The organism is Erythrobacter sp., from assembly GCF_011765465.1.
Taxonomy (GTDB): Bacteria; Pseudomonadota; Alphaproteobacteria; order Sphingomonadales; family Sphingomonadaceae; genus Erythrobacter.
In genome coordinates this window covers 511763-523965 of the sequence record NZ_CP050265.1, presented here as the reverse complement: position 1 = coordinate 523965, position 12203 = coordinate 511763, and the positions used below count along the sequence as shown (strand labels likewise).

Below are 12203 nucleotides of genomic sequence, written 5' to 3'. Positions count from 1 at the left end.
GTCACTCGTGACCTCCTCGCATCGGCCGGGCCGCGGGAACGGCCCCTTGGAAATGCCGACATGAAGCAAACGCGGCTGAATTGAAAGGGTTGCCCGGCGATTGCGCGGCGAGACGCACCGTGCCTGCCGCAAGCCGGAGCGAGAGCGCGGCGCGGCCCCGTTCAGGCCTTCCTGCGCGCCTCGCGCAGCGCCTCGATTTCGGCATGGACGCGCTCGGAGCGTCGCCGGGCTTCACGCGCAGCGGAGCGGGCCTCGCGGCGGGCGCTGACCACCGGCCGCAGCGCGGCGAGCGCGGCACAGCCGATGGCGAGGCTGGCGGCCAGGAGGACGGGATCGGCTTGCATGGCCCGTGCGAGATTGCGCGAATCATGCCTGACAAGCGGCGAATACGCCCCCCGGGACAAGCGCCTAGGCCGCATCGGCCTTCGCCCCCTGCCCCCGCTCATTCGCCGCCTCGTTGAGCATTTCGGCGATGAGGAAGGCGAGTTCGAGCGACTGCTCGGCATTGAGGCGCGGGTCGCAATGCGTGTGATAACGGTCGCCGAGCCGTTCCTCGGTGATCGCGACCGCTCCGCCGACGCATTCGGTCACGTCCTGTCCGGTCATCTCGATATGGATGCCGCCCGGATGCGTGCCTTCCTCGCGGTGCACGGCGAAGAAGCCCTTCACTTCTTTCAGGATGCGGTCGAAGGGGCGCGTCTTGAAGCCGGTTTCCGATTTGACGACGTTGCCGTGCATCGGGTCGCACGACCACACGACCGGGTGCCCCTCGCGCTTGACCGCGCGCACGAGCGGGGCAAGCCCGTCCTCGACCTTGTCATGGCCGAAGCGGCTGATGAGCGTGATCCGCCCCGCCTCGCGCGCCGGGTTGAGCGTGTCGAGCAGGCGCAAGAGGTCGTCGGGCTGAAGGCTCGGCCCGCATTTCATGCCAAGCGGATTGCCGATCCCGCGCGCCCATTCGATGTGGGCGCTGCCGGGGAAGCGGGTGCGGTCGCCGATCCACAGCATATGCGCGCTGGTCGCATACCATTCGCCGGTGAGCGAATCCTGCCGTGTGAGCGCTTCCTCGTAAGGCAGCAGCAGGCCCTCGTGGCTGGTGTAGAAGCTGGTGCCTTGAAGCTGCGGCACGGTCGCGGGATCGATCCCGCAGGCTTCCATGAAATCCAATGCCTCGCCGATCCGGTCGGCGGTTTGGCTGAATTTCTCGGTCCACGGCGTGCGGCCCATGAAATCGAGCGTCCACTGGTGGACCTGCCGAAGGTTCGCATAGCCCCCGCCCGCGAAGGCGCGCAGGAGGTTCAATGTCGCCGCCGCCTGCGAATAGGCACGCAGCATCCGGTTCGGGTCGTTGCGGCGCTGTTCGGGGTCGAAGTCGATCCCGTTGATGTTGTCGCCGAAATAGCTCGGCAGGGTGACGTCGCCCACGGTCTCGGTCGGCGAGGAACGCGGCTTGGCGAACTGGCCCGCCATGCGCCCGACCTTCACCACCGGGCGCTTGCTCGCGAAAGTCATCACCACCGCCATCTGGAGCAGCACGCGGAAGGTGTCGCGGATATTGTTCGGGTGAAACTCGGCGAAGCTTTCGGCGCAATCCCCACCCTGCAGCAGGAAGCCGTGGCCGTTCGCGACATCGGCGAGGTCGGCTTTCAGCGCGCGCGCCTCGCCCGCGAAGACGAGCGGCGGATAGGTGCCCAGCTGCGCCTCGGCGGCGGCGAGTTCGCCCGCGTCCTCGTAATGCGGCAGGTGCCGCGCCTCGTGGGCCTTCCAGCTGCCCGGTTTCCAGTCCTTCGCCACGTTCAACTCGTTCGCAATGTCGTTTCCAAGGGCCGCGCGCCTACGTGGCCTTGTTGCAAGTGTAAAGCCGCAAGGGGGCTTGCGACAAGATTATGTCGCGCGTGCGGCCTTCTTTCCGGCCTCAGCGGCCCATCACCTCGGCCCGCGGGGGCTGCGCCGCCGGGGCGGGCGCGACATCGGGAATCGCGCTCGGCGGCGGGGTCTCGGCCAGTTCCTGCCCTTCGGGGATGATCGCCAGCTTGAGCGGCGTCTTCTTCACGAAATAGCGGTCGGCCAAGAGCAGCATGATCTGCGGGGTGGTCTGCGAATAGTCGGCCAGCAGCGAACGCAGCAGGTTCACCCGCGCCGGGTCGGTGGTCGCGCCTTCGAGATTGTAGAGCCAGAACTGGTTGCCGGTCGAGGCGCGCCTGATCCGCTCGGCGAGCGGCGCGGTGACGCGTTCGAGCTCGTCCGCAGTCGGCGGATTGGCCGCGAGGTCGTTCGCGATCTTGTCCGCCGCGGCGAAGAAGAAGGGCACGTATTCGGGCTCGAGCTGGGCGAGCGCGGTGATCCGCCCGCCACCTGCGAGGTCCTCGGGCCACTTGGAAAAGACTTGCGGCGAATAGCTCGCCCCCGCCTTTTCGCGCAGCGCGTCCATCAGGCGGTTGTTGAAGACCTGCGTCAGGATTTCGAGCTGGCGCGCCTCGCGGATGCGGGCCATGCCGCCCGCGCTCGGCCAGGTCACGACCGCGGCGGCCTGGTTGTCGTCGCCGCGGTGAAAGCGCACCACCGGCTCGCCCCCCGTGACCGGAAAATCGGGCACGCGCGCGGCGACTTCCGGCGCGATCGGCTCGCGCTCGGGCAGCGCGCCGAATGTCGTGCGCAGTTTCTCGACGATCGCTTCCTTGTCGAACTGGCCGAACACCAGCACCTCGATCGGGCCTTGCGCCAGCAGCGGCTCCCACACTTCGCGGAAGCCTTCGGGCGTGACGCTTTCGAGCGCGCCCGGGTCGGGCGTCGCGAAGCGGGGGTCCATGTCGGTCTGGAGATATTCGAGATCCCGCGCGAGAATGCCGCCGGGGCTGGTGGCGAAGGTGTTGTAGGCCAGCTCCGCCGCCGCCTTCGCGCGTTTCACCGGGTCCGGGTCCCAGCGCGGCATCCCGAGCTTGGCGGCGAACAGGTAAAGCTGGTCGGCGACGTCTTCGGAACGGGTCTGCGCGGTGAAGGTGAAGACCGCATCGTCGATCGCGAATTCGAAGCCGAGCTTGCGACCCGTCGCGAGCCGGTCGATCTCTTCCTGGCCCAATTCGCCGATGCCCGAGCCGACCAGCGCGACTTCGCCGAGCGGGGCATAGACCGCGCTCGCCTCGTCGAAGGCGCGGTAGCCCGCGCCGAAGCGTACGCGCACCGTCACCCGGCCCGGTTCCGCATCGTTCGACCACAGCAGCGCCTTCACGCCGTTGCCGAATTCGACCTGCTCGACCTCGAGCACGCCGAGCGGCGCGCGGTTCGTGATCGTGCCCGGCTCGCCGACCGGGGGGAGATCGTCGAAATCGATGCTCTGCGCGGCAAGGCGCGCGCCCGAATCGACCTCGACCGGCTGCGACAGGGCGAGTTTGAGCCGGCCCTCGTCCGCCTCGCCCAGTTCGGGGGTGACATAGACCGAGCGGACCACGCTGCCTTCGAACAGGGCGCGGGTGCGCTCGAGCACTTCCTCGGGATTGAGGCGGTCCTTCATGCCGCGGAACACGTCGAGCACGACTTCGGGCGCGGCGACGGTTTCGCGGATGTCGACCGCGTTGACGAGATTGTCGGCGAGCAGGCTGCCCGCCTTGACGCTGCGGGTTTCGACCTCGTTGGCAAAGACCACTTCGAATTCGGCCGCCTCGCGGTCGATCTCCTCCTGCGTCGGCGGGTTGGCGAGCGCATCGGCGATCACCGCGCGGACCTCGGCCAACGCGGCCTGCCAGTCGGCGGTGAGCGGGGCGAAGCTGACGAAGGTGGCATCGGTCGAGCGCGAGATGTCCTCCTGCCGCACGCCCGCATAAAGAAAACTGCCCCCGGCCCGCGCGCGCGCTTCGAGCCGGCGGTTGATGATCGCCTGCGCGATCGCATCGAGCAGCAGGCCCTCGTTATAGACGATCGTGTCGTCGACCTTCCGCCACGGTCGCATGATCGCATAGGTGAGGTTGCGCGGCAGGTCGGGCTCGGTCGCGATGCCGAGCTGGCCGATCGGCGCGCCGAGCACGGGGCTGACCTCGGCGCCTTCGGGCGGCAGCGGGTCGCCGAAATCGGGGGGCACGCCGGGCTCGCCCGTGCCTTCCCAGTCGCCGAACCATTCTTCGACCAGCCCGGCAAGCACTTCCGGCTCGGCATCGCCCGCGACGACGATGACGGTGTTCTCCGGGCGATACCAGCGGTCGTAGAAGCCCTGCACGCCCTCGGCATCCGCCGCTTCGAGCGTCGCGACCGTGCCGATCGGGTTGCGCGTGGCGAGCCGCTGTCCGGCAAAGAAAGTGCGCCGGGTGAGATCCGCGACCCGCTGGCTCGCCCCGCCCCGCTCGCGCTTTTCGGCGAGCACGATGGGGCGTTCGGCGGCGACGTTCTCCTCCGACAATACCGGTTCGCGAATCATGCCGGAGAGCAGCTTGAAGCTTTCGACCAGCTTGGCCCGGTCGATATTCGGGATGTCGAGCCGGTAGGCGGTGTGAGTCGGGCTGGTTTCGGCATTGGCATCGCTGCCGAATGTCGCGCCCAGACGCTGCCACGCGGCGATCGCCTCGGCCTGGCCGAGATACTTGCTCTCGCGGAAGAGGAGGTGTTCGAGCAGGTGGGCAAAACCCTGTTCGTCGTCGCGTTCGTGGAGCGAGCCCGCATCCACCCGCACCCGGATCGACACCTGACCCGGCGGCACGCCGTTTCGGCGCACGGCATAGCGAAGGCCATTGTCCATCTCCCCGAACAGCCATTCGCGGTCGACGGGCACATTGCTGCCCTCGTAGAGCCAGGGCACTTCGCCTTCGCCCTGCAGCGCCTGCGGCGCGGGGATCGCGATTTCCTCGGAGGCGGGAGCCACGGCAGGCGGCGCGTCCTGCGCGAACAGGGGCGCTGCGAGCGCGAAGGGGGCGGCGAGGAGGCTGAGCGGGGCGAGGGCCCGAAGGAAAGCGTTCATGCAGCCCGCTATAGGGGTATGGGGGCTGAAGGACCAGTGAATGCGCCCCTTGAATTGCGCGTTCCGCAATCGCGCGCTTGGCAGCGGGGCCGCGCGATACTATATCACCCGCCATGTTCATCGAGACCGAAACCACCCCGAACCCGTCGAGCCTCAAGTTCCTGCCGGGCCGCCCCGTCATGCCGACCGGCACGCGCGAATTCGCCTCGCCAGAAGCCGCCGCGGCGAGCCCGCTGGCAGAGGCGCTGTTCGACACGGGCGAGGTGGTCAACGTCTTCTACGGCTGGAACTTCATCACCGTCACCGCCGCGCCCGGAGTGGACTGGAGCGCGCTGAAGCCGCAGGTGGTCGCGATCCTGCTCGATCACTTCGTCTCCGAAGCCCCGCTGTTCAAGGGCGGCAGCGCCGATGGCATCGCAGTCCCGCCCGAGGACACGCCGGTCGTCGAGGAAGACGAAGCCGATGCCGAAACGGTCGCGGCGATCAACGAACTGCTCGAAACCCGCGTGCGCCCGGCGGTGGCCGGCGACGGGGGCGACATCGCCTATCGCGGGTTCAAGGACGGGGTGGTCTACCTAACCCTGCAGGGCGCGTGCTCGGGCTGCCCGTCGAGCACGGCGACGCTCAAGCAGGGAATCGAAAGCCTGCTGAAACATTACGTCCCCGAAGTCGTTGAAGTGCGAGCCGCCTGACTTTCGCTTTCATCAATCTTCCGGGGCTTCACATGACCAAGCAGTTCCACGGGCACGTCCTTTCGGACGAGGCGCTCGACCAGATATTCAACGAAGCGCGCACCTATAACGGCTGGCTCGACAAGCCGGTGACCGAAGAGCAGCTGCGCCAAATCTACGACCTTGCCAAGATGGGGCCGACCTCGGCCAATATGCAGCCGATGCGGATCGTCTGGGTCCGTTCCGAGGCGGAAAAGGCGAAGCTTTGCGAATTCGCCGCCGAGGGCAACAAGGACAAGATCAGGGCCGCGCCGGTGACCGCGGTGATCGGGTTCGACATCGACTTTCACGAGCAGCTCCCCTGGCTCTTCCCCCATGCCGACGCGAAAAGCTGGTTCGAGGGCGACGAGGACGCGCGCATCCTCCATGCAAGGCGCAATTCGGCGCTCCAGGGCGCCTATCTGATCATCGCCGCGCGCAGCCTCGGGCTCGATTGCGGGCCGATGTCGGGAGTCGATCTCGACGCGCTGACGAAGCATTACTTCGCCGACCAGCCGCGCGTGCGGGCCGACTGGGTCTGCTCGATCGGCTATGGCGACCCGGGGACGATCTTCGAGCGCTCCCCGCGCCCCGATTTCGAGACGTTCAACCGGATCGCCTGACGCGCGCCGCCGCCGCGCGCTGGCATCTTGCGAAGGCGCGCGGCTTGGGGCATCGGCTGGGCCATGTCGGCGCGCCCACGCACCCCCGTCCACCACACTCTCGTCATAGAGACCGCGAGCGAGGCCTGCTCGGTCGCCCTGTTCGAGGGCGATGCGCTCCTCGCGCATGAACACGCCGTGCTCGGGCGCGGCCATGCCGAACGGCTGGTTCCGATGATCGCCGACCTGCCCGACCGCGGGCGCGCGGGTCGCATCTGCGTCTCGCGCGGGCCGGGCAGTTTCACCGGTGTGCGCATCGGCATCGCCGCCGCCCGCGCGCTCGGCCTTGCATGGGGCGCCGAAGTGCTGGGCTACCCCACGCTCGCCCTTGTCGCCGCGATGGCGCGCAGCGAACATCCCGCAGAGCCGGTGACGGTGTGCATGACGGGCGGGCACGGCGAATGGTTCGTCGCCGATTTCGGACCCGATGGCGAAGCCGAGGGCCCCCTCGCCTCGCTCGTCCCCGAAGCCGCCGCCCGCCGGGAGGCGCACCGCGTCCTTGCCGGGAGCCGCGCGCGCGACCTTGCCCATGCGCGCGGCGAGAAGGACCATGTAGCGCTCGACCTGCTGCCCGATGCGAGCGCGTTCCATGCACTGCCGCCCGCCCTGCTGACGCGCGAAGTCGGCGCGATCTACGGGCGTGCGCCCGATGCCACCCCGCAATTCCCGCAAGCAGCCGGGGGTGAGCGAAGATGAACCCGCGCGACCGGCTCGTCGACCAGATCATGGAGGTGATGGAAGCCGCCTTCGATCCGGCCTTCGGCGAAGCGTGGAACCGCCGCCAGGTCGCCGACGCGCTGGTCCTGCCGAGCACCCACGCGCTCGTTCTCGACGCTGCCGGCGCGGTGATCGCCTCGAGCGACCGCACCGGGCACGGCGAATGGAGCGCGCAGGACGATGCCGCAGCGCCGGCCGGTTTCGTCCTCACCCGCCACGCGGCGGACGAGGAGGAACTGCTGCTGATCGGGGTCGTGCCCTCGTGCCGCCGGCGCGGGCTCGGGCAGATGCTGATCGACCGCCTGTTCGATGCCGCCCGCGCGCGCGGGGCGAAGCGCATCTTCCTCGAAATGCGGCGCGGCAACCCGGCGATCAATCTCTATCGCAAGGTCGGATTCGAACCGATCGGCGAGCGGCCAAACTATTACCGCCTTGCCAATGGCAGCCGGGTCGATGCCATTACTTTCGGCCGATCCATCTAGTCGTTTTTCCCCTCTCCTTTTTCACAATAAGCAGCCTGCGTGCTTGCATTGCTTGAAAGTCTGCTTCATTGCGCGCCAATCGGCAGCAAGCCGACAATGGGAAAACCCCACTAAAAATCAGAGGAACTCATGCAGGATCTGGAAAACGACATGAAGGAAACACTCATCACGCTGACGAGCGATATTGTCGCCGCTCATGTCAGCAACAATGATGTCGCAGTGGGCGACGTGCCTTCGCTCATCACGAGCGTTTACGGCGCGCTCTCGCAGCTCGGCGAAGAGCAGGAAACGCAGGCGGAACCGCCCGAACCGGCGGTCTCGATCCGCGCCTCGGTCAAGCCGGACTACATCGTCTGCCTCGAGGACGGCAAGAAGCTGAAAATGCTCAAGCGTTACCTGCGCACCAATTACAACATGACGCCCGAGGAATATCGCAAGCGCTGGAACCTGCCTTCGGATTATCCGATGGTCGCGCCGAACTACGCCGAAACCCGCCGCGATCTCGCCAAGAAGATCGGCCTCGGGCGCAAGCCGGGATCGGGCCGGGCCAAGAAGAAGACGAGCTGACCGAACGGCATCGGGGGCGGCGGGCCCATCCTTCGGGTCGCACCGCACCGCCTTCCGCCCCTTTTGTCCCTCTTGCCCCTTTTGCTCCTTTTGCCGGGTCGCAGCTTGAGGAAGCAGGGCGGTCCCGGTAAGGTTATCGGGACAAGACCTTCGGGCACGGGCCTCTCGCGGGCACGGCCTGCCCCTTGGCGAGGGAGTTACGCTTGAGCCAGAGAATCGACCTTGAACAATTGTGCGCGGAAAAAGGGCTGCGCATCACCGAACAGCGCCGCGTCATCGCCAAGGTGCTGTCGGAAAGCGACGACCATCCCGACGTGGAACTGCTCCATAGCCGCGCGAGTGCGATCGATCCCAAGATCTCGATCGCAACCGTCTACCGCACCGTGCGCCTGTTCGAGGAAGCGGGCATCCTCGACCGCCACGATTTCGGCGATGGGCGCTCGCGCTACGAACCTGTGCCCGAAGCGCACCACGACCATCTGATCGACGTCGAGACGGGCAAGGTCGTCGAGTTCGTCGACCCGGAAGTCGAATCGCTTCAGCGCCAGATCGCCGAGAAGCTCGGCTACCGCTTGGTCGATCATCGGATGGAACTCTACGGCGTGCGCCTTTCGCGCGACGAAACATGATCGTCGGAGCATGACCGACGGCGTCTTCGAAGGCTATGCCGGCGCGCCCGGCGATGCCGCCCAGTGGGAACTGCGCCAGGCCGCCGCGCGCGGCGAAGTCACGCCGATCTCGCCGATGGGCTGGGTTCGGATCGCGGGGCGCTCGCTCGCGCTGCTGGTGCTGATCTGCGTGTTCGTGCCGCTCCACTACATTTTCCGCATCTTCGCCTACGGCTCGCCCTTCCCCATGCTGTTCCTGCGCTACGCCGCCCGGGTTTCCGGGGCGAAGGTGACGACCGAGGGCACGCATCTCAAACGCGACGTCTTCTATGTCGCCAACCACGTCTCGTGGATCGACATCCTGAGCCTCGCGGGCGCCTGCGGGACGGCCTTCGTCGCCAAGGCCGAACTCGCGCAGGCGCCGCTGGTCGGCTGGCTCGCCTCGCTAAACCGCACCGTCTTCGTGAAGCGCGAGCACCGCATGGGCGTCGCCGAACAGATCAACGCCCTGAAGGAAGCGCTCGCCGACAACTGGTCGGTCACGGTCTTCCCCGAAGGCACGACGACCGACGGGCAATCGCTGCTTCCCTTCAAGACGAGTATGCTGTCCGTGCTCGAACCGCCGCCGCCGGGCGTGCTGGTCCAGCCGGTGCTGCTCGATTACGGGTCGGTCGCCGAATGGATCGGCTGGATCGGCGAGGAAGGCGGGCTCAACAACGCCAAGCGGGTGCTCGCGCGCAAGGGCACCTTCCCCCTGCGAATCCATTTCCTCGAACCCTTCAGCCCCGAAGATTTCCGCGGGCGCAAGGCGATCAGCCTCGAAGCGCGTCGTCGGATCGAGGAGGCGCTCGAGGAATCGCTCGGCAAGCCGCTGCGCGACTTCGCCCACGACGTGCCGCCGGTGCGCTACCAGGGGCGCAAGGCGGGCGAGCGTACGCCCGAAACGCTTCAATAGGGACCGGACAGGAGGCGCTAGAGACCGGCGCGCACCAGCCAGTCGTGGAACAGCCGCACCGGGCGCATTTCGAGCGCGGTGGGCTTGCACACGAACCAGTAGGAATAGGGGCTCTGCACCTCAGCCCCCGGCAGGTTGGTGAGCCGGTTGTCCGCCGCGCGGCGCAGGTGGTCGTCGTGCATGATCGCGATGCCCAGCCCCTGCGCGGCGGCTTCGAGCATCAGCTGGCCCGAATCGTAATGGTCGATCGCGGCCGGGTCCATGTCGTCGAGATTGTTCGCCTTCTTCCACGCAACGAAGCTTTCGGGCAGTTCGTTGTGGATGAGGAAGGTCTGCCGCGCGAGCGCCTCTGCCGTGATCTCCTCGCCGATCGCCTCGGCCACGTCGCGCGAACAGATCGCATGGACGAGATTGTGGTCGAGCCGCACCGCGTGCAGCCCGCTCGCGGGCCCGCGCGACAGGATGATCGCCGCATCGAGCGTGTCGCCCACCCGGTCTTCAAGATGCGGCGCCGTGTCGATGTCGATATGCAGCAGCGGGTGGCGCTTGCGAAGCTCGCCGAGCCGCGGGAACAGGCGCTGGCTGCCGAACATCGGGAGGACACCCAATCGCAGGCGCAGCAGCGAGACATTGTCCGACTGGCTCTCCACCGCCCGCGCGAGCGCTTCCAGGTGAGGGTTCACCGCCTCGTAGAAAGCCTGGCCTTCATCGGTCAGCTGCATCGACTGGCGCGCACGGGTGAACAGCTTCTTCCCGACGAATTCCTCAAGATTGGTGATCCGGCGCGAAAGCGCGGAGGGGCTGAGGCCGATTTCCTCGGCCGCGGCGCGCGCGGAACCGAGACGGACGGTGCGCATGAAGGCTTCGAGCGCACGAAGGGGAGGCAGACGACGTGACGGCATGAACGAACTCCTTGATGCGAGGAGTTACGCTTGTCGAGGGAAATGGATGCAAAAAATCGAAGGGCAGGCGATTTTTTTTCCCCGTCCGTGCGATTATTGCATCTCGTCCGCATCCGGGAGAGGCTCGGTCGGGCGTGTATGGGGCGCATGGAGCCTGAGGCGCTTCACATGAGTGTCGTCGCCTTCGGTCACTTCAATGCGCCATCCGCTGGAATGTTCCAGCACCGCGCCGACCGGGGGAACCGCCTCGCCCAGCACGAAGGCGAGCCCGCCCAGGGTGTCGACCGATTCCTCGACCTCGGCAAGGCGCGGGTCGACGTGCTGCGCAATATCGTCGAGCTCGGCGCGCGCGTCGCAATCCCACATCCCGTCGCCAATCGGCACGATCAGCGCTTCGGGCGTTTCGTCGTGCTCGTCCTCAATCTCGCCGACGATTTCCTCGACGAGGTCCTCGATCGTGATGATCCCGTCGGTGCCGGAAAATTCGTCGAGCACGATGGCAAGGTGGACCCGGCGCGCGCGCATGTCGGCAAGCACGTCCAATGCCCCCCTCGCCTGAGGGACATAAAGCGGCTGGCGCATCAGCACGGTCCAGTCGCGTGGCGGGGTCTTCCCGTTCGCGAGGTATCCGAACACGTCCTTGATGTGGATCATCCCGATCACGTCGTCGAGCGTGCCGCGATAGACCGGCATCCGCGAATGGCCATGCTCGGAGAAGGTCTCGACCAGCTCGTCCCAGCTGATCCCGGCCTCGACCGCGACGATCTCGCCGCGCGGGACGGCGACGTCGTCGGCGTCGTTGTCGGAGAAATGGAGGAGGTTGCGCAGCATCTGCCGCTCGACCGGCGACAGGTCGCCGTTGCCGGCCGCGGAGCTTTCGTGATGCTCCTCGTCCTCGTTTTCGTCCTCGTGCTCGTCGATCGCCTCTTCGAGCTGGGCGCGAAGGCTGCGGTCGCCTTCGCCGAGTTTCAGCGCCTTGCGGATTGCCGGTCCCAGACTGGACCACAATCCGCCGCTACTCTCCGCGTCTCCGGAGGGGGATGGGGAATCGGGCATGGCCCTGGCTCTAGACTCCTGTCGTGTCGCGGTCCCCATATGGGTCCGCGAGCCCAAGTTTTGCAAGGGCCGCAATCTCCAATCGCTCCATAGCCTCGGCCTGCGCGTCGGTTTCGACGTGATCGTGGCCCGCGAGGTGCAGGAGGCCGTGGACGATGAGGTGCGCCGCATGGGCCTCGAGCGCGATGCCCTTGGCCTCCGCCTCGCGCGTGCAGACGCCGAAAGCGAGCGCGATGTCGCCGAGCAGGACCGGCGGCCCTTCGGGTCGCAGAGCGAGCAGATCGGCGCGCTCCAGCATGGGAAAGGACAGCACATTGGTCGGCTTGTCCCGCCCGCGCCATTCGCGGTTGAGTTCGTGGACCTCCTCGTCGGAGGTGAACAGCACGCTCACCGCAAGGCGCGCATTCGCAAGCTCGGGCGCGACTTCACCCACCGCCAGCGCCGCGCGCCCGGCAAGATCGTCCCATTGCCCCACGGGCCAGTCTTCGACATCGATATCGAGCTCCATCGCGCCCGGCCCTAGCGTGGATCGGCCGGTGTTGGAACGTCCGCTGTTAAGCGAGACCGCTCCTTGTGCCGGTGTCGGGATGTGGGTGGTC

At 67.1% G+C, this 12203-nt stretch carries 13 protein-coding genes; 7 read left to right on the top strand and 6 right to left on the bottom strand.

Annotated elements, in window-relative coordinates; all coding sequences use genetic code 11:
• Window positions 1-161: 161 nt before the first annotated feature.
• From G9473_RS02500 to G9473_RS02490, 3 genes are all read right to left on the bottom strand, one after another.
• Entirely contained in the window at window positions 162-344 is a 183-nt protein-coding gene (locus tag G9473_RS02500) for a hypothetical protein (protein WP_291135667.1), read from the bottom strand.
• A 64-nt stretch (window positions 345-408) separates the two neighbouring features.
• A complete protein-coding gene (locus G9473_RS02495; RefSeq protein ID WP_291138176.1) occupies window positions 409-1794 on the bottom strand; it encodes a class II 3-deoxy-7-phosphoheptulonate synthase in 1386 nt (461 codons plus the stop codon).
• Window positions 1795-1915: 121 nt separating this feature from the next.
• Window positions 1916-4945 (bottom strand): pitrilysin family protein, encoded by a 3030-nt coding sequence (locus G9473_RS02490; protein WP_291135665.1) that lies wholly within the window; start codon window positions 4943-4945, stop codon window positions 1916-1918.
• Between the two features lie 113 nt (window positions 4946-5058).
• On the opposite strand from G9473_RS02490, the gene G9473_RS02485 reads away from it, so the two are divergent.
• The 7 genes from G9473_RS02485 (at window position 5059) to G9473_RS02455 (ending at window position 9646) form a co-directional block, all read left to right on the top strand.
• Window positions 5059-5637 carry a NifU family protein gene (locus tag G9473_RS02485; RefSeq protein ID WP_291135663.1) on the top strand — a complete coding sequence of 193 codons (579 nt, stop codon included), beginning with the start codon at window positions 5059-5061 and terminating at the stop codon, window positions 5635-5637.
• A 32-nt stretch (window positions 5638-5669) separates the two neighbouring features.
• A complete protein-coding gene (locus G9473_RS02480; RefSeq protein WP_291135661.1) occupies window positions 5670-6278 on the top strand; it encodes a malonic semialdehyde reductase in 609 nt (202 codons plus the stop codon).
• Between the two features lie 63 nt (window positions 6279-6341).
• Window positions 6342-7013, top strand: coding sequence for a tRNA (adenosine(37)-N6)-threonylcarbamoyltransferase complex dimerization subunit type 1 TsaB (gene tsaB, locus G9473_RS02475; RefSeq protein WP_291135659.1), 672 nt, complete (start codon window positions 6342-6344; stop codon window positions 7011-7013).
• Window positions 7010-7516 carry a GNAT family N-acetyltransferase gene (locus G9473_RS02470; protein WP_291135657.1) on the top strand — a complete coding sequence of 169 codons (507 nt, stop codon included), beginning with the start codon at window positions 7010-7012 and terminating at the stop codon, window positions 7514-7516. Before tsaB ends, G9473_RS02470 begins: the two co-directional genes overlap by 4 nt.
• A gap of 129 nt (window positions 7517-7645) precedes the next feature.
• Entirely contained in the window at window positions 7646-8083 is a 438-nt protein-coding gene (locus tag G9473_RS02465) for a MucR family transcriptional regulator (RefSeq protein WP_291135655.1), read from the top strand.
• 203 nt (window positions 8084-8286) lie between these two features.
• A complete protein-coding gene (locus G9473_RS02460) occupies window positions 8287-8712 on the top strand; it encodes a Fur family transcriptional regulator (RefSeq protein ID WP_291135654.1) in 426 nt (141 codons plus the stop codon).
• 10 nt (window positions 8713-8722) lie between these two features.
• Window positions 8723-9646 carry a 1-acyl-sn-glycerol-3-phosphate acyltransferase gene (locus G9473_RS02455; protein ID WP_291135652.1) on the top strand — a complete coding sequence of 308 codons (924 nt, stop codon included), beginning with the start codon at window positions 8723-8725 and terminating at the stop codon, window positions 9644-9646.
• Between the two features lie 17 nt (window positions 9647-9663).
• On the opposite strand, the gene G9473_RS02450 is transcribed toward G9473_RS02455, so the two are convergent.
• The 3 genes from G9473_RS02450 to ybeY all read right to left on the bottom strand — a co-directional run bounded on the left by G9473_RS02450 (window position 9664) and on the right by ybeY (window position 12112).
• Window positions 9664-10548 carry a LysR substrate-binding domain-containing protein gene (locus G9473_RS02450; RefSeq protein ID WP_291135650.1) on the bottom strand — a complete coding sequence of 295 codons (885 nt, stop codon included), beginning with the start codon at window positions 10546-10548 and terminating at the stop codon, window positions 9664-9666.
• A 93-nt stretch (window positions 10549-10641) separates the two neighbouring features.
• Window positions 10642-11604, bottom strand: a complete 963-nt coding sequence (locus G9473_RS02445; RefSeq protein WP_291135648.1) for a hemolysin family protein — start codon at window positions 11602-11604, stop codon at window positions 10642-10644.
• Between the two features lie 10 nt (window positions 11605-11614).
• Window positions 11615-12112, bottom strand: a complete 498-nt coding sequence (gene ybeY / locus G9473_RS02440) for an rRNA maturation RNase YbeY (protein ID WP_291135646.1) — start codon at window positions 12110-12112, stop codon at window positions 11615-11617.
• Window positions 12113-12203: the final 91 nt, after the last annotated feature.

Excerpts from the sequence above, each read along its gene's own strand:
- G9473_RS02470 (WP_291135657.1), top strand. The coding sequence starts at position 7,010 with ATGAACCCGCGCGACCGGCTCGTCGACCAGATCATGGAGGTGATGGAA.
- G9473_RS02490 (WP_291135665.1), bottom strand. The coding sequence starts at position 4,945 with ATGAACGCTTTCCTTCGGGCCCTCGCCCCGCTCAGCCTCCTCGCCGCC.
- G9473_RS02455 (WP_291135652.1), top strand. The coding sequence starts at position 8,723 with ATGACCGACGGCGTCTTCGAAGGCTATGCCGGCGCGCCCGGCGATGCC.
- G9473_RS02485 (WP_291135663.1), top strand. The coding sequence starts at position 5,059 with ATGTTCATCGAGACCGAAACCACCCCGAACCCGTCGAGCCTCAAGTTC.
- G9473_RS02445 (WP_291135648.1), bottom strand. The coding sequence starts at position 11,604 with ATGCCCGATTCCCCATCCCCCTCCGGAGACGCGGAGAGTAGCGGCGGA.
- G9473_RS02465 (WP_291135655.1), top strand. The coding sequence starts at position 7,646 with ATGCAGGATCTGGAAAACGACATGAAGGAAACACTCATCACGCTGACG.
- tsaB (WP_291135659.1), top strand. The coding sequence starts at position 6,342 with ATGTCGGCGCGCCCACGCACCCCCGTCCACCACACTCTCGTCATAGAG.
- G9473_RS02500 (WP_291135667.1), bottom strand. The coding sequence starts at position 344 with ATGCAAGCCGATCCCGTCCTCCTGGCCGCCAGCCTCGCCATCGGCTGT.
- G9473_RS02450 (WP_291135650.1), bottom strand. The coding sequence starts at position 10,548 with ATGCCGTCACGTCGTCTGCCTCCCCTTCGTGCGCTCGAAGCCTTCATG.
- G9473_RS02480 (WP_291135661.1), top strand. The coding sequence starts at position 5,670 with ATGACCAAGCAGTTCCACGGGCACGTCCTTTCGGACGAGGCGCTCGAC.
- ybeY (WP_291135646.1), bottom strand. The coding sequence starts at position 12,112 with ATGGAGCTCGATATCGATGTCGAAGACTGGCCCGTGGGGCAATGGGAC.